The sequence below is a fragment of the Pseudomonas sp. LP_7_YM genome, from assembly GCF_004364435.1.
In the GTDB taxonomy this organism is placed as follows: Bacteria; Pseudomonadota; Gammaproteobacteria; order Pseudomonadales; family Pseudomonadaceae; genus Aquipseudomonas.
In genome coordinates this window covers 608,632-624,765 of record NZ_SOCT01000001.1, presented here as the reverse complement: position 1 = coordinate 624,765, position 16,134 = coordinate 608,632, and the positions used below count along the sequence as shown (strand labels likewise).

Sequence of the window (16,134 nt, the reverse complement as noted above, 5' to 3'; positions counted from 1 at the left end):
CTGGTCCGACCGCTCTGGAAGGTACTCCTGACGACCGTCCCCAATATGAAAATTCCTCCTCGGCGATAAGAAAGGTTGGACGCTAACGGTTTGCGACTTTAATCTTTGCCGCTTGTTTCAAAGCCCCTGCCCACGCTCCCTTCCAGTGCGTTTCTCTTCAAAAGCCAAGGCCGAGATCCGATGTCTGCTGTTTTGAATGTCCTGTTGCCAATTTTCGCCTTGATTCTGGTCGGTTACCTGTGTCGTCGTACCCATCGCCTGGGCCCTGCCGCAGCGTCGGAGATCAACCGGATGGTGGTTTGGCTGTGCCTGCCAGCACTACTGTTCACCGCGACCGCAACCGCCACCTGGGAGCAAATCTGGCATCCGGGTTTCGTCCTGGTGTTCACCCTTTCCACCCTGGTGATGTTCATCGTTACCCTGCTGTTGCGGCGCAAGAAGGCCGGCCACTTCGCCGATGCCAGCATCGATGCATTGAGTGCCTCTTACGCCAACACCGGGTACATCGGCATTCCGCTGTGCGTGATGGTCCTGGGGCAAAGCGGCCTTGAACCTGCGTTGATCGCCTCGTTGCTGGTGGTGTGCGTGCTGTTCGGGATTGCACTGGTGTGCATCGAAGTGGGTTTGCAGAGCGAAGCCCATGTGCACCGCATCGTGATCAAGGTGTTGGCTGCATTGGCAAAGAATCCGTTGGTGGTGTCGCCGATTCTGGGGGCGTGCTGGGCGTCCACCGGCTGGCCACTGCCTGGGGCGCTGGACAAGTTCCTGAGCCTGTTGGGCGCGGCCACCACGCCGTGTGCACTGATCTCACTGGGATTGTTTCTGGCGCAGAAACAACAAGGCCCGCGCCACGGCACGAGCCTTTTGGTATTGATCAAACTGATCGGGCATCCGCTGCTGACCTGGTTCCTGGCCTTCAAGGTTTTTCACCTGCCGCCGCTGTGGGCCAATTCTGCCTTGCTGCTCAGCGCCCTGCCCACAGGCACCGGGCCTTTCATGCTGGCCGAATACTACAAGCGCGAAGCGGCGGTGGTGTCCAGCACGATCCTGATGTCCACGCTGGGCTCACTGGTCACCCTGTCGTTGTGCATTTATTACATCAACGGCTGAGTCTGATCTGCCCAACCCTGCAGGGCCAACCTGCGGGCAAAGACGGCGCCTGCAGCGGCGGGATCAGAAGATCAGCGCGACCGGCGTTTGGTCAGACAAACATCCCCCCTGATGCCTCGATACGCTGCGCGGTAATCCAACGCCCACCTTCACCCAACAGCATCGAAACCGCCGCGCCTATGTCATCTGGCAGACCCGCGCGACCCAAGGCCGTATTGGAAGAAATCCAGCTGTTCACTTGCGGATTATCACGCACCGTGCCCCCACCAAAGTCAGTTTCTATCGCGCCAGGCGCCAGCGCATTGACCGTAATGCCACGTGGCCCCAACTCATTGGCCAGGTAGCGGGTCCAAACCTCGATGGCCCCTTTCATCGACGCATAAGCGGCGTAACCGATGGGTGAAAACCGCGCCAGACCGGACGACAGGTTGACGATACGCCCGCCATCGGCCATCAGCGGCAGCAATTTTTGCGTCAGGAAAAACGGCCCCTTGAAATGCACCTTCATCAACTGGTCGAACTGGGCTTCGGTCGTGTCGGCGCAACTGGCATGCATCCCGATGCCGGCATTATTGACCAGAAAATCAAAACGCTCGGCGCTGAAACAGGTACCGAGCAGCATCGTTACCTGTCCCTTGAAAGCCTCGAAACTGCTGCTGTCACCTACGTCCAGCTGTAGCATTCTTGCTTTGCCACCCAGCGATTCGATTTCCTCGACGACGTTCTGCGCTTCCTGTTCAAGGCTGTGGTAGGTGCCAATGATATCCACCCCCTGCCGTACCAGATGCAACGCAGTGCTCTTGCCCAGGCCACGGCTGGCGCCGGTAATGATCGCGATTTTATTACCCATGATCTGCTTCCTCAACTGGCTGTACCCATGCACGAGGTAGCACTGTATTGTTCGCCAATGATCTTGATAAACCCACGTCATTCGATATGACTGATCGAACCATACGAACAATGAGTGAGCGCCATGAACAAACTTGAACTGCTCAAGACCTTCGTACGGGTGGCAGAGCTTTCCAGCTTCACGTTGGCGAGTGACGCATTGGGATTGCCACGTTCCAGTGTGTCCGAGCAGATCCGCGCCCTCGAGCGGCTTCTCGATACCCGCCTGCTGCAACGCACCACGCGCAAGGTCCAGACCACCCCGGACGGCCAGGCCCTGTACGAGCGCAGCAAGGATCTACTGGCGCAAATGGATGAACTGGAAAGCCTGTTCCGACAGGACAACGCCGTACTCAGCGGCCGTCTGCGGGTGGACATGCCGACTGCCGTGGCACGCCGGCTGGTGATTCCTCGGGTTAGCGAATTCATCGCTCGACATCCGTTGATCGAGCTGGAAATCAGCAGCAGTGACCGTCGCGTCGACCTGGTGCGCGAAGGTTTCGATTGCGTGATGCGCGTGGGCGAGTTGCCCGACACCACGCTGGTGGCGCGCAAGGTGGGCCATTTGCGCATGATCAACTGCGTGAGCGTCGGGTATGCCCAACGTTTTGGCGCGCCCCAGACGCTGGAAGACCTGCAGCAACACCGACTCATCAACTACGTATCGGCCTTTGGCGCAGGCAACCCGACCTTCGAATATCACCGCGACGGCAAGGACTGTCAGGTCCTCATGCCCGCCAGCATCACGGTCAACAACATTGAAGCCTACGAAGCCGCCTGCCTTGGTGGTCTGGGGATTGTGCAGATACCGCGACTGTCCAACGGCTTTCATCTGGCACGCGGTGATCTGCTGGAAATACTGCCCGATTACCTGCCTGCCCCCATGCCCGTTTCATTGCTTTATGCCCATCGGCGTCACCTGCCACAACGCTGCCAGGTGTTCATGGACTGGATGGAGCAGCTGCTGCTCGAGTACGGCGTGATTGCCTGAAATGCTGTCCCGTAGAGGGACAACGTTGTGTAAACCTGTAACCGCTTTTTCCCTCAAGTGAACCTCCTTTTGGCTCTGAAGCACACCGCGCCTGTCATGCAGGGGCGCGCCCGTGTGAGGCCGCTCGGCGCAGAAATAAAATGGCACGACGTCACGTTCGCGCTCATTTCCACTTGCGACTAACGTTCGGCCCTGTCGCACGGCGTGGGCTTCACGCAGGTGCTGCAAAAATCCTTAATCAAGTCACTGGAGACACCCATGAACAACCTCAAACTCGCCACCGTCGCTCTGGCTTTCGCCTCCATCGCCACTGGCGTCAACGCAGCTGAAAGCAGCTCAGCCCCCGCCATGGAAAAATGCTACGGCGTAGCCCTGGCCGGCAAGAACGACTGCGCAGCCGGCGCGGGTACCAGTTGCGCCGGCACCTCCAAAACCGACTACCAGGCCAACGCCTGGAAAAGCGTACCGGCAGGCACCTGTACTTCGATCAAGACCCCGAACGGCAACGGCTCACTGACCGCAAAGTAAAAGGCAGCCGGTAAAGCCGAACCGTAAACCAATGCAAGGGCAGGCGTCGATCATGCACACATCACTCACCCTGGGTGCCGGGCTGGGGCTCAAGGCCGAACACTACGAGGCAGCGCATGAATGCGCCGCTCAGGGCCTGTGGTTCGAAGTCCACCCGGAAAACTACATGATCGACGGCGGCCCGCGCATCGCGTGGCTGGAGACTATCGGTAGCCGCCATCCGCTTTCTCTGCACGGTGTCTCGCTGTCGCTTGCAGCCGATTGCGCGCCGGACATCGCGCACCTCAAGCGGCTCAAAACGCTTGCCGAACGGATTCGGCCAGCCCTCATTTCCGAGCACCTCGCCTGGTCCGCCTGGCGGGGGCATTACCACCCCGACCTGCTGCCCTTCCCTCGTTCGGTGCAAGCCTTGAAGCGAATCGGTGACAACATTCAGCGCACACAGGACTTTCTCGGTCGCCGCATCGCCATCGAGAACCCGAGTCATTACCTGGAATTGTCTGGCCATGCGTTCAGTGAAATCGACTTTCTCTGCGAGCTGAGCGAACGCAGTGGTTGCGGTCTGTTGCTGGACATCAACAACGTGTTTCTCAGTGCTCACAACATGGCGTACAACGCCAATGCGTATGTCGACGCCGTTCCGGCCCAAGCCATCACGGAGATTCATCTGGCCGGGCACAGTGTCGATCCCGGCGGTGCTTCTCTGCTCATCGATTCCCATGATGCGCCAGTCGCAGAGGCGGTCTGGGCGTTGTATCAGCGGCTGATTCAGCGCATAGGTCCACGCCCGACGCTGATTGAACGGGACGAAAATGTCCCTGCATTCGGTGAGCTGCTGCTGGAGCGGGATCGGGCACAGTCGCTGCTGGAGGCGTTGTCATGCGGTTGAGTGCGTTTCAGGACGCGTTCGTCGAGGCGTTATACGACCCACAGGCAAGCTGCCTGCCGATACTCACCGAGCAACCCGGTTTCACGGTGTATCGCAATACCGTGATGAGGGCCGCGGTGGGTGCGCTTCACGCCAACTTTCCGACCGTCGAACGCCTGGTTGGCAAGGACTGGTTCGCTGCGGCAGCCGCCCTCCATGCGCGACAGTCAACGCCTCTGGATGCACGGCTTATCTACCACGGCGCCGGGTTCCCGGCCTTCCTCGACCAGTTCGAGCACGCGCAATCGTTGCCTTATCTGGGCGACGTCGCACGATTGGACCTGCTGTGGACCCAGTGCCACACGGCAATGGATGAAGCCGGTATCGACGTGCCGCGGATTGCCAGCCTGGCTCCCGAGCAGCTGGCGTCACTGCGACTGACACCCAAGGCGTCAGCACGCTGGGCGTGGTTTGCCCATCAGCCAGTGTTCAGCATCTGGCGCCACAATCGTGAAGGGCTACAAATGCCCGAACACCTCTGCTGGCAGGGCGAAGGTGCCTTGCTGGTGCGTAGCGGCGGCGCCGTCGACTGGCATGCGCTGGACATCGGCGACTGTGCATTTCTCGACGCCTGCGCGGCCGGAAAGCCATTGGCGCAAGCCGCTGTACACGCCAGTGACGCTCAAGCGTCGCTGGACATTTTCAAACTGCTTACCCGATTGATCAGCGCGCGCGTGTTCGTCGCGACCGATCCGTCATGACCCACCGGAGAACATCATGGACACCCTACCCAACCACGCCCCTTGTCACCCTCCGCGACGCGCAGGGTGGAACCGTCTAGCCGATCGCCTCAGTCATTGGGTCAACGACTCATTGCTGTCACTGGTGGCCCGTGTGGCCATCGCCGGCATTTTCCTGATGTCGGGGAGAACCAAAGTCGAGGACATCCTGAGCCTCACCGATAGCACCTTTTACCTGTTCAGCACTGAATACACGCTGCCATTGATCACCCCGACTATCGCCGCCTACCTGGCCACCTATGCCGAACACCTGTTCCCGCTGCTGCTCATTCTGGGATTGTGTACACGGCTGGCGGCCTTGGCGCTGCTGGGCATGACGCTGGTAATCCAGACATTCGTCTACCCGGATGCATGGGCCACCCATCTAAGCTGGGCCGGATTGTTGCTGCTCATCATCGCCAAGGGCGGCGGCAGGTTCTCACTGGACCGCTGCCTGGGCGTCAAATAGGCACTGCTCGGCATTGCTTTGACTGTGAGCGGATGAGTCTTGGGGAATCTCTGTAAAGCACTCGGCAGCCACCTTTCGGGACACTGCCAAGGCTCACTTCAACTGGGCGACCACCGCATCGAAAAACGTCAGCGGCGCGATGAGGTTTCTGCGCAGCGGTTTGGGCTGGGCACCAAAGGTGACGATCACCACCATCGCGACCTGGGTGCAGGCCGAACGCAGGGCCGAGCGGCATGGATGCCGGGAGAGCTGCCTGCGTGAGGGAACCCGCCGCAGTCGGGCCAGACCGGAAGCAAAGGCCCTTGGTTATCTGGGGCTTTTCCAACTAACACGCTGTAAAAGCGGAACCCATCTTCGCGCCACCCGAAGAAAGGATATTCACCCGAGCCCGAGCCCAAGCGCCGACGCACATGCACCCACAAAAAAAACCACCGCGCAAAGGCGGTGGTTCTTCTAACAAGCGATCAAGCCCAACTAAACCTTAACGATCCAACCCGCAGGCCCTTCGATCTCGCCGAACTGAATACCGGTCAGCTCCTGGTACAACCGCTGAGTCACCGGCCCTACCTCGGTCTCACTGTGGAACACATGCATCTTGTCCTTGTAACTGATCCCGCCGATCGGCGAGATCACGGCCGCTGTGCCGCACGCACCGGCTTCCTTGAACTGATCCAGCTTGTCGATAAACACGTCGCCTTCGATGACTTTCAGGCCCAGACGGCTCTCGGCCAGCTCGATCAGCGACAGGCGAGTGATACCCGGCAGCACCGACGGCGATTTCGGGGTGATGAACTGATCATCATGGGTAATCCCGAAGAAGTTGGCCGAACCGACCTCCTCGATCTTCGAGTGAGTCAGCGGATCAAGGTAGATCGCATCCGCGAAACCGTACTTCCTGGCTTCGCTGCCCGGCATCATGCTGGCCGCATAGTTACCGCCGACCTTCGCCGCCCCGGTGCCCTGAGGTGCGGCACGGTCGTAGCTGGAAATCACGAAGTTGTGCGGTTTCATGCCGCCTTTGAAGTAAGGGCCGACCGGGATGCAGAACACCGAAAAGATGAACTCCGGCGCAGTCCGCACGCCGATGTTGTCACCCACGCCGATCACGAACGGACGCAGGTACAGCGCGCCACCGGTGCCGTACGGAGGGATGAAGCGCTCGTTGGCACGCACCACCTGCTTGCAGGCCTCAATGAATTGCTCGGTCGGCACGTGCGGCATCAGCAGGCGCGAGCAGCTGCGTTGCATGCGCGCGGCGTTCTGGTCGGGACGGAACAGGTTGATCGAACCGTCTTTGGCACGGTAGGCCTTCAGGCCTTCAAAACACTGCTGACCGTAATGCAGCGCAGTGGAGCCTTCGCTGATATGCAACTGATTGTCTTCGGTCAGGGTACCTTTGTCCCATTCACCGTCGTGCCAGTGAGCTAGGTAGCGCTTGTCAGTCTTGATGTAGTCGAAACCCAGCTTGTCCCAATTAATGCTTTCGTTACCCATGACACCCTCTATTTCCTGGCCAGCGCGCCCGGCATGCGCGAGGGCTGGCGTTTCATGAATATGGTTGCGGAGGCTCGATCGAGGGAGTCGCCCTCACCGATGTTGCGCCATATTACTGATTTTTCGCCGGACAAACCGCCTCCGACGCATGCGACTTAAAAAAGAACCGCCGCGACCTCGCAGACGTATTGAAAAAACAGTAAAAAGTGCCAGCTGATGAGGCGACCAAACTGCCAGACCAACAGCGTGCCTGCACGCCCGATGGCGGGCGCTGTAAAAGTTTGGGCAGTGGCCGCCAAGGCGCGTGGCGCCCCTTTCTCATGAATCTTCGCCCTGCTTCAAGGAAGAACCAATGAGTGAAGCGTTGAGCCGCCCAAACATGGCGCGGTGTTGTTCACCAAGGATTTACCACGCGTTGCAGTGTTTTATCGCGAACTGCCGGGAATGGCCGAGACAGTCAATGAAACCCGGCTGATCGTGCTCGAGTTCGCGACGTACCAACTGGTCATTCATGCAGTTGCGAAAAAAATTGCCGAAGGGCTGGTCATCGCCACCCCACCCGAGCGTCGAGCCAACCTGCCAACCAAACTGGTATTGCCGGTAAAAAACCTGGCTCAAGCCCGCGCTGCAGCAGTGGCGCTCGGCGGTCAGGTTGACGACGCTTCTGCTGAGTTCACCGCTCGCGGTTTCACTGCATGTGATGGTTTCGATCCAGAGGGCAACGTCCTGCAGTTTCGCCAGACAGCGTCATGACCGGCCCGCGCCATCGCGGCCGCAGCGCCTGATAACTGCATGGGTCACTGCATCCCATCGGAATCGTTCCTCAAGCAAGCCGTCCCAGGCAAAAAACGTGATCACCTTCCGTGCAGATTCGCCAAATTTGCCTAAGGTAGGTTATTCAGACGAAACAGGAGCAAGGTCATGGGTATCGAACAACTTTTCACGGATTTGGGCAGTCTTCCGAGCATTCCCAAAGTAGCTCAGGACCTGATTATAAAGTTTGACAATCCATCGTCGAACCTGGAAAGCGTCGCCCGCAACATCGAGAAAGATCCGGTCATTGCAGCCAAGATCCTGCGCCTGGCCAACTCTGCGCGGTTTCGCGGGTCGCGGGAATCATCAAGTATCGAAGACGCCGCTACCCGTCTGGGCTTTAACACGCTGCGCACGCTGGTGCTGGCATCGGCGGTCACGGGTGCATTCAAGGCGGGGCCCAGTTTTGACCTCAAGGGTTTCTGGCTCAAGAGCTTTCAGGTCGCCGGGATCTGCCGCCTGCTGGCCAAGAAGACCGGGGCGGACGCCGAGATTGCCTTCACTTGCGGGGTCATGCACGACATTGGCGAACTGCTGATCCAGACCGGAGCGCCGCAAGTGGCCGAGCGGATCAACAATGTGACCAAAACCGGGACAACCAACCGTGCGGCCAATGAAACCCTGCAACTGGGCTTCGGCTACCCCGAGGTGGGCGCAGAACTGGCACGGCGCTGGCATTTGCCGCCGGTGATTCAGAACGCCATCCTTTATCAGGCTCGACCGATGCAGGCACCCGACGATGCGACCCAGCCTCGGATCGTGGCCCAGGCCCTGACCATCTCCGACGCACTGGAAAGTAACGGCGGTGCGACCCCACAAGCACAGGAAGCGGTCGAAGGACCTCTGTTTGAAGGCATCGACCTCATCGCCGTATTCGCCGAGCTGCCAGCCGTGCTGGAGGCGGACAAAGAGTTTGCGGAGTTGTTGAGCTAACCGACCCTCCATAATTTTTGCCCGGCACAGACGCCTGTAGGAGCGAACCTGATCATGAAAACGGGGGTCCGGATTTCTTGATCTGGGCCGCCTCGACAGTGGATGACCAAGGTCGTTCGCGCATGATCCGGGGCCGGGATTCAAAGCCGTACGTGCGGCCTCTTCGATCTGAATGCGCCCCCCACGACGCACCCCCTCGTTACCCTCACCCCAACCCGCCCCGCTCCCGAGGACCTGTGGATGTTCGATACCGCTGCCCATACCCACGTCGACGCTCTATTGCAGTGGATGACCGGGCGCTCGTTCGTGGTACTCACCGGTGCAGGTATCAGTACCTCTTCCGGGATTCCTGATTACCGCGACAGCGACGGCGTGCGTCGCGGGCGACAGCCAATGATGTTTCAAGAGTTTCTCAATGACCCGCAGGCGCGCCGTCGCTACTGGGCGCGGGCCATGCTGGGCTGGCCAAGGGTTCGCGCGGCGCAACCCAACGCTGCCGATCAAGCGCTGGCAGCGCTGCAGCGTCACGGCATCATCACGCAAAACGTCGACACGCTTCACGATCAGGCCGGCAGCCAGGAGGTGATCGAGTTGCATGGCAGTCTGCACCGGGTGGTGTGCCTGGATTGTCATCAGCGCACAGAACGCGATGTGATTCAGCTTACCCTGCTGGCACAAAACCCTTATCTGGCCGGTGTCGATGCGGTCCAGGCACCCGATGGCGACACCCTTCTGGACCCGGCTTTCGAGGAGCGCTTTCGGGTTCCTCTGTGCCCTCACTGCGGCGGCGAGCGCTTGAAGCCGGACGTGGTGTTTTTGGCGAAAACGTCACGCCTCCCACTGCTGCCCGGGCCATGGCTTGGGTCGAAGACGCTGAGGGGATGCTGGTGGTGGGCTCGTCATTGACGGCCTTTTCAGCGTTGCGCCTGTGCCGTCGGGTCGTCGAGCAGGGCAAACCCTTGCTCGCTATCAATCTGGGCAAGATGCGAGCGGACGATTTGCTGACTCTCAAGGTCACGGCGTCCTGCGAGGCGTTGCTGCCGGAACTGGCGCAGCGGCTGATCAGGTCCTGAGCCGACCAGACCGGTGGCGGGCCACCGGCCTAAACGCCCTGTCGCGACAAGGCCAAAAAGACGCATTCACGACAGCTTAAAAAGCCGAGCATCAAAAAAGTTACAAACAGGCAACATGTTGGCACATTTTTTCCAAGTGGAACGCACGTACCACGAGAAGAGGCCCCATCCAGGCTGCAAACCGTGGGACTACGCTGCCCATCCGTGCGCCATACGCACCAAAGTGCAGGAAAAGGACACTACCCTGTCCAATAACAGTGCAGGACGCCAACCATAAGTTAGCGTCCATCGATAAGGAATTCGATCCATGTCCCTGTTTTGCGCCCTCTCCCTACGCCACGGTCCATACCGCACCCCCGCTCTCATCCGAATTTCGTTCGCCCTATGCCCCTCGCCGTACCCCACTGGCCTAACCGCTGACCCGGGACGCGCTTGCGCCTGATTTTCTGACTCCGCTTCGAACTGCGCTCATCGCCGCCTCCTGCTGCCGTGGAAAGAGGCACCTTTTTTTATTCAAGCTCCGCGATTAGTTGTCTTTTTTTATTAATGCCGCATGACGAAAACATATGACCACCATCGATGTGCACTTATCCAAGCGGTATGTTCCGCCGAGAACAGGATAGATACTAAATAGCCATCACTACAGATCAAGCAGCGTGGTTGGCAAGCGTTAAAACAAACTATGGCATGACCTGCCAGTCACGTTTAAAAGGAAGCTTGAAATGGGAAGTTAATTGCAGACGCACCAATACGACGCTCAACTAACAAGATTAGTGCAAGTTGTAGACACCCTAAGTAGCGCGACCTTAGAGAAATGCTGTTACGGGCATCAGTAAGCCCGTTCGCGCCGAATTTTCGAATGGTTCTATTGGTCCAGTCTCATTCGAAGCCGCGACACGCAGGCGAGCCGATGAAAAATTACGTTATTGCGACATCCACGTGTTTTTGGCGCAAAACAGCGTCGCAGCGAATCAGGCTGGCATAAGGGTTGCTAATACAGGTTGTGTACCCGTAACCCTACACAGCCGTACATGAACGTACATAGCAAAAATCAAGGATTAGCGATGTCTTCTCCATAGCCCTTTGCAGCAACAATTTCCTCTAAAAAGCTGACGCTTCCCTGTCTGCTTACGGATGTTTTGCGCTTCACGAAAGTGCAAGCATCATTATTCGAACATTCACTCAATGTTTGAACGGACGCTTATTGCCCTTCAACTATCCGAGGGAGCTTTAATGAACGATGCGGTAAAGATGAAAGCAGTGCCCGACCCGGCCCCGGATGAACTTTCCAGGGTTTGGCCGAGTATTCCTTTCAAGGAAAACACTTCACGTCCTGGCGGGTTGAACAGGCCGCAGGTGTTGGTATTGATTGCCGCTTCGGTCCTTATTCATGGTGCCATCTGGTGGTACATGCAAACGGCAAAAACCGACGTGCCGGACGTTGCCCCGCAAGTCCCCGAGATGACGGTCGAACTGACCAACCCGACGCCGCCTGCGCCGGAACCTCCCCCGCCAGCACCGCCGCCACCCCCACCGCCTCCGCCGCCTCCAGAACCCGAACAACCGGTCGAAGACCCCGATGCGCTCAAACCGCCGCCCAAGCCGGAGGAGAAACCCAAGGTCGAGAAACCCAAACCGGTCAAGAAACCGGAGCCGGTGAAAAAACCGACGCAGCCTGCGCCGCCCATACCCGCAGCACCGAGCACGCCCGTGGCACCGACTCCCGCACCTGCTCCGGCAGCCCCGGCGCCTGCAGCGCCGGTCAAGGAGTCGGCTGCGATTTCAGGTCTGGCGAGCCTCGGCAATCCGCCACCGGAATACCCCGGCGCAGCGCTGCGCAAAGGCATGGAAGGCCGGGTGATCCTGCGCATCAAGGTCTTGCCTAACGGCCGTGCAGGCACTGTCGAGGTGACCAAATCCAGCGGTAAACAGGTACTGGACGATGCGGCAGTGGCGACGGTGCGTAACTGGAAGTTCATTCCGGCCAAGCGTGGCGACACACCGATTGAGGGCTTTGCGACCCAGACCATCGATTTCAAGTTGCCGGAATGACCGGCAGGCAAAACCACAGACAACTCTTATATAGCTGGTGAGGTGTAACCATGAACGAATCGCTCTCTTCCATGATTGTCCCAGGGGTCCTCTGGGCGCTGGTGTTTTTCTCGGTGTTGAGCTGGGGTCTGCTGCTGATCAAATCCGCGCAATACCTGAAACTCAAGACCCAGAACAGGCAGTTCACCAAGGCCTTCTGGACCGCACCGGATCTGCTCACCGCCGCTGAACACGCCACTCAGTACCCCGGTTCGCTGGCACGCATCGCCAACAGCGGTTTCGAAGCGATGGCGGTGGAGGAAACCCCGCGCACCACCCAGCAACTGGCCCACACCATCAACCGCTCTGACCGCCTGGAACGCAACCTGCGCCAGCAGATCCAGAAAGAACGCCGCTCGCTGGAAGCCGGGCAAGCGATCCTCGCCAGTATCGGCAGCACCGCGCCTTTCATCGGCCTGTTCGGCACCGTCTGGGGGATCATGGAAGCGCTGCAGAGCATCGGTGCCAGCGGCTCGGCCAGCCTGGAAACCGTCGCCGGTCCCATCGGCCATGCCCTGATCGCCACCGGCGTGGGGATCGCGGTCGCCGTGCCAGCGGTGCTGATTTACAACTTCTTTCTGCGCCGCCTGAAACTGGCCGTGGCCGACATGGACGATTTTGCCCATGACTTCGACGCCCTCGCCCAGCGCAGTGCCTTTGCGGTCGACCGCCAGCCTATCGCGCACAAGAACGGCCATGCCGTTCGGGAGGCGAGCTGATGTCGTTCTCCACTCAAGACAGCGATGAAGTGCTCAGCGAAATGAACGTCACGCCGCTGGTGGACGTGATGCTCGTGCTGCTGGTGGTGTTCATCGTGACCGCACCGCTGATGACCAATGCGATCAAGGTCAATCTGCCGAAAACCGATGCCGTCGCCCCCGCCGAAAAGAAAGACCCGGTGGTGGTCAGCGTCGATCAGGACGGCAAGTTCTACCTGGCCAAATCGGAGATTGCCCCCGAGTCGCTGGAAGTCAGCCTCAAGGACGTCAAGACCAAGGACCCTGAAGTGCGGGTCCAGTTGCAGGCCGACACCAGCGTCAACTATGGCCAGGTGGCCAAGGCGATGGCGTCCATCGAGCGCGCGGGGATCACCAAAATATCGGTGATGACCTCCAAGTGATCTGCCCGTGACTTGAGGGCTGCGCCCGGCGCGGCCCTGCACACCTGACTCCCGATGTAACAGCCGTCCGTGGATTTGCCATGGAGGGGAGCGGCTTGCTTGAAAAAAGGATTTCCCGACCGCCATGACCGCGTCGGAGCAACGAGGGCTCACAAGGCCATTTCATTAACCTCTGGAATAATTCGGAAATTACCATGCTGATGAGTTTTCCTGGTTCTACCCTCAAGCCTCTCGTACTTGCCGTAGGACGGCATCCCCGCGCACTGTTCTGCGCCCTGGCCGTAGGCATGAGCCCGGCCTATGCGGCACAAAACAGTGATAACACCGCCGAGGCGGCACCGGCCAGTGAAGCCGCGGTTCCGGCGGCTGCAGCGGCAGTACCGGCCACCGCGCAGTTGCAGCGGGTTGAAGTGACCGGTTCGGCGGTGCGCCGCGTGGATGCAGAGACGGCGGTGCCGATCACCATCCTGCGAACCGACGATCTGAAAAAACAGGGGGTTACCACGACCCAGGAGCTGGTGCAGCGCATCACCGGGAGCCAGTCGATCAACAACAGCGCAGGTTCTGTAGGCGCGTCCACCGGCGGGGCATCGTTTGCCGACATGCGCGGTATCGGCGCCAACAAGACGCTGGTATTGCTCAACGGTCGACGGTTGGCGAACAACGCGCTGTCAGGCACCAACTCGGCAGGCGGGGCGGTGGACCTTAACATGATCCCGTTTGCCGCAATCGACCGTGTCGAAGTGCTGCGCGACGGCGCATCGGCCTTGTATGGCACCGACGCCATCGGCGGGGTGATCAACTTCATTACCAAAAAGGAAATGACTGACGGGACCCTCACACTAGGCGGCGCGTCCCCCACCGCAGCAGGCGGCGGCGACACCAAAGACATGAGCGCCAGCTGGGGCATTGGCGACCTGAACGAAGACCGCTTCAATGTCATGGGCGTGTTCAACTACAACAAGCAAGGCAACCTCGCGGCGCGTGACCGCTCCTTCGTTAACGACTACCAGCCCGGACGCGGCCTTAACCAGACCTCCGGCACTTCGTTCCCGGCCAACTACAGTCAGGGCGACAACGCCAGCAACCCGCTGCTTGACAGCAATTGCAGCGGTCCGGGCCAGGTGCTGGACCGTGGTGTCTGTCGCTTCTCGACCAAGCAATACATCGACCTGACCCCTGAAACCGAGAAAACTTCCTTCTTCGGCAAGGCCACCGGCAAGCTCGCCGAAGACCATAACGTCAGCCTGGAATACTTCTGGGCGCGCAATAACAACGCCACCACCATTGCACCGGCGCCCCTGACCGGGCTGACCATGGACAGCTCCTCGCCTTACTATCCTGGTAATGGCAGCACCCCGGCACCGACGAACTTCGACCTCGACCCCTCCCAGCCCGTGGATTTGAATTGGCGCGAAACTGCCGCAGGCGGGCGCTCCAGCAAGGACCAGAACACCAGTCAGCGTTTTTTGCTGACATTCGACGGCTTGGTCGGCGGCTGGGACTACAACGTCGGTGCCTCGTACAACCAGAACAAGATTCTGTCATCCGTCACCAGCGGTTATCTCAGCGACGCAGCGCTGATCAACGGCATCACTTCCGGGATCATCAACCCGTTCGGCACGCAGTCTGCGGCCGGTCAGCGCTACATCGATGCAGCGACCTATCACGGCCAGTATTCATCGGCAGTCGGACGCGTCATGGGGCTGGATGGCCGTATCAGCCGGGAAATCGGTGACTGGTTTGGTGCAGGTTCCGCCGGGCTGGCCTTGGGCGGTGAATACCGCAAGGAGAAGTTCCACCAGAATCTGGACGCCTTCGTCGATGATTTAAGCAGCCTGGGTCTTGACTCCAACGGCAGCGTCAGCGGCGACCGCAGTGTCAAGGCCGAATATGCCGAGCTGAACGTACCTGTACTCGACAGCCTGGAGCTGACCGCCGCCATCCGTCACGACAAATACAGCGACTTCGGCAGCACCACCAATCCGAAATACTCGTTCCGTTATCAGCCGGTCAAAGAACTGGTGGTACGGGGCGCTTACAGCGAGGGCTTCCGGGCCCCTACCCTCTATGAGCTGTACGCGCCGCAAGCCATTACCTTTACCCAGGGTTATTACAACGACCCGACACTGTGCACCGGTGGCGTGGTACAGCCGGGTGGCAATGCCGGTCGCGATTGTGACCAGCAGTTTCACTCTCAGTTAGGCGGCAACCAGGGACTTGCCCCGGAAAAAGCCCGTAACGTCACCTTCGGTTTCGTGTTCCAGCCGATGAGCAATCTGTCGATGGGTCTGGACTTCTGGTGGATTCACATTTCCAACCAGATTCAGTCGTTCCCTGAGTCCACGGTGTTCGATGACCCGAACACCTACGCCGACCGGTTCGTGCGCAACGCCGATGGCACCCTGGACTATATCGTCGCGACCAACGCCAACCTGGGCATCGTCAAGACCAATGGCGTCGACGTCTCGCTCAATTACCAGTTTCCGAATACGCCGTATGGCCAGTTCGGCGTTGGCATGACGGGCACCTACGTTGATCGCTACGACTTTCAGAGCACCATCAAAGGGCCGTACACCGACAAGGTGGGTGACTTTCAGGGTGATGGCGTGATTGCACGCTGGAAACACAACCTGACCGCGACCTGGAACCTGGGACCGGCGCGCGCCAGCCTGACCAATCAGTTCACCACCGGCTATAACGACTATGACCCCAGCACCAACTCGCGCGTGGCCTCGTATTCGGTATGGGATATCTCAACCGGCTACACCTTTGAGAAGGCGCTGGATATCGATGTGGGCGTGAAGAATATGTTCGACCGCAACCCGCCGTTCTCCAACCAGGCCTATAACTTCCAGTCCGGCTACGACCCTCGTTACGCCGACCCGCTGGGGCGCACGTTGTTCGCACGCGCGTCGTACCACTTCTAAGCCTGCCCCCTGACGCGCTTCGCTCCGGCGCGTCGGGGTCTCCCTGC

General features: G+C 59.4%; 14 protein-coding genes and 1 pseudogene. 13 read left to right on the top strand and 2 right to left on the bottom strand.

Annotated features, from left to right (window positions below):
- Positions 1 to 180 precede the first annotated feature (180 nt).
- The gene (locus EC915_RS02875) at positions 181 to 1,110 is read left to right on the top strand and encodes an AEC family transporter (protein ID WP_133749005.1); all 930 of its coding nucleotides are present in this window, start codon (positions 181 to 183) and stop codon (positions 1,108 to 1,110) included.
- A gap of 91 nt (positions 1,111 to 1,201) precedes the next feature.
- Here EC915_RS02875 and EC915_RS02870 read toward each other — a convergent pair whose 3' ends face one another.
- Complete coding sequence (locus tag EC915_RS02870; protein WP_133749004.1) at positions 1,202 to 1,960, bottom strand: SDR family NAD(P)-dependent oxidoreductase; 759 nt, start codon at positions 1,958 to 1,960, stop codon at positions 1,202 to 1,204.
- Positions 1,961 to 2,083: 123 nt separating this feature from the next.
- On the opposite strand from EC915_RS02870, the gene EC915_RS02865 reads away from it, so the two are divergent.
- From EC915_RS02865 to EC915_RS02845, 5 genes are all read left to right on the top strand, one after another.
- Positions 2,084 to 2,989, top strand: a complete 906-nt coding sequence (locus EC915_RS02865; RefSeq protein WP_133749003.1) for a LysR family transcriptional regulator — start codon at positions 2,084 to 2,086, stop codon at positions 2,987 to 2,989.
- A gap of 258 nt (positions 2,990 to 3,247) precedes the next feature.
- Positions 3,248 to 3,517, top strand: a complete 270-nt coding sequence (locus EC915_RS02860) for a DUF2282 domain-containing protein (RefSeq protein WP_133749002.1) — start codon at positions 3,248 to 3,250, stop codon at positions 3,515 to 3,517.
- Positions 3,518 to 3,569: 52 nt separating this feature from the next.
- Positions 3,570 to 4,406 (top strand): DUF692 domain-containing protein, encoded by an 837-nt coding sequence (locus EC915_RS02855; RefSeq protein ID WP_133749001.1) that lies wholly within the window; start codon positions 3,570 to 3,572, stop codon positions 4,404 to 4,406.
- Positions 4,397 to 5,146, top strand: coding sequence for a DNA-binding domain-containing protein (locus tag EC915_RS02850; RefSeq protein WP_133749000.1), 750 nt, complete (start codon positions 4,397 to 4,399; stop codon positions 5,144 to 5,146). Before EC915_RS02855 ends, EC915_RS02850 begins: the two co-directional genes overlap by 10 nt.
- Before the next feature lie 16 nt (positions 5,147 to 5,162).
- Entirely contained in the window at positions 5,163 to 5,633 is a 471-nt protein-coding gene (locus EC915_RS02845; protein ID WP_133748999.1) for a DoxX family protein, read from the top strand.
- 474 nt (positions 5,634 to 6,107) lie between these two features.
- On the opposite strand, the gene EC915_RS02840 is transcribed toward EC915_RS02845, so the two are convergent.
- Positions 6,108 to 7,127, bottom strand: a complete 1,020-nt coding sequence (locus EC915_RS02840; RefSeq protein WP_133748998.1) for a branched-chain amino acid aminotransferase — start codon at positions 7,125 to 7,127, stop codon at positions 6,108 to 6,110.
- A 390-nt stretch (positions 7,128 to 7,517) separates the two neighbouring features.
- On the opposite strand from EC915_RS02840, the gene EC915_RS02835 reads away from it, so the two are divergent.
- The 7 genes and pseudogenes from EC915_RS02835 to EC915_RS02805 all read left to right on the top strand — a co-directional run bounded on the left by EC915_RS02835 (position 7,518) and on the right by EC915_RS02805 (position 16,087).
- Complete coding sequence (locus tag EC915_RS02835) at positions 7,518 to 7,880, top strand: VOC family protein (RefSeq protein ID WP_133748997.1); 363 nt, start codon at positions 7,518 to 7,520, stop codon at positions 7,878 to 7,880.
- A gap of 168 nt (positions 7,881 to 8,048) precedes the next feature.
- Positions 8,049 to 8,873, top strand: a complete 825-nt coding sequence (locus EC915_RS02830) for an HDOD domain-containing protein (protein ID WP_133748996.1) — start codon at positions 8,049 to 8,051, stop codon at positions 8,871 to 8,873.
- A 240-nt stretch (positions 8,874 to 9,113) separates the two neighbouring features.
- Positions 9,114 to 9,946: pseudogene (locus EC915_RS02825) on the top strand (NAD-dependent protein deacetylase).
- Between the two features lie 1,233 nt (positions 9,947 to 11,179).
- Positions 11,180 to 11,998: an energy transducer TonB gene (locus tag EC915_RS02820; RefSeq protein ID WP_133748995.1), complete on the top strand. Its 819-nt coding sequence runs from the start codon at positions 11,180 to 11,182 to the stop codon at positions 11,996 to 11,998.
- 50 nt (positions 11,999 to 12,048) lie between these two features.
- Entirely contained in the window at positions 12,049 to 12,756 is a 708-nt protein-coding gene (locus tag EC915_RS02815) for a MotA/TolQ/ExbB proton channel family protein (RefSeq protein ID WP_133748994.1), read from the top strand.
- A complete protein-coding gene (locus tag EC915_RS02810; protein WP_133748993.1) occupies positions 12,756 to 13,157 on the top strand; it encodes a biopolymer transporter ExbD in 402 nt (133 codons plus the stop codon). Before EC915_RS02815 ends, EC915_RS02810 begins: the two co-directional genes overlap by 1 nt.
- A 194-nt stretch (positions 13,158 to 13,351) precedes the next feature.
- Positions 13,352 to 16,087 (top strand): TonB-dependent receptor, encoded by a 2,736-nt coding sequence (locus EC915_RS02805; protein ID WP_166650900.1) that lies wholly within the window; start codon positions 13,352 to 13,354, stop codon positions 16,085 to 16,087.
- The last annotated feature ends 47 nt before the right edge of the window (positions 16,088 to 16,134 follow it).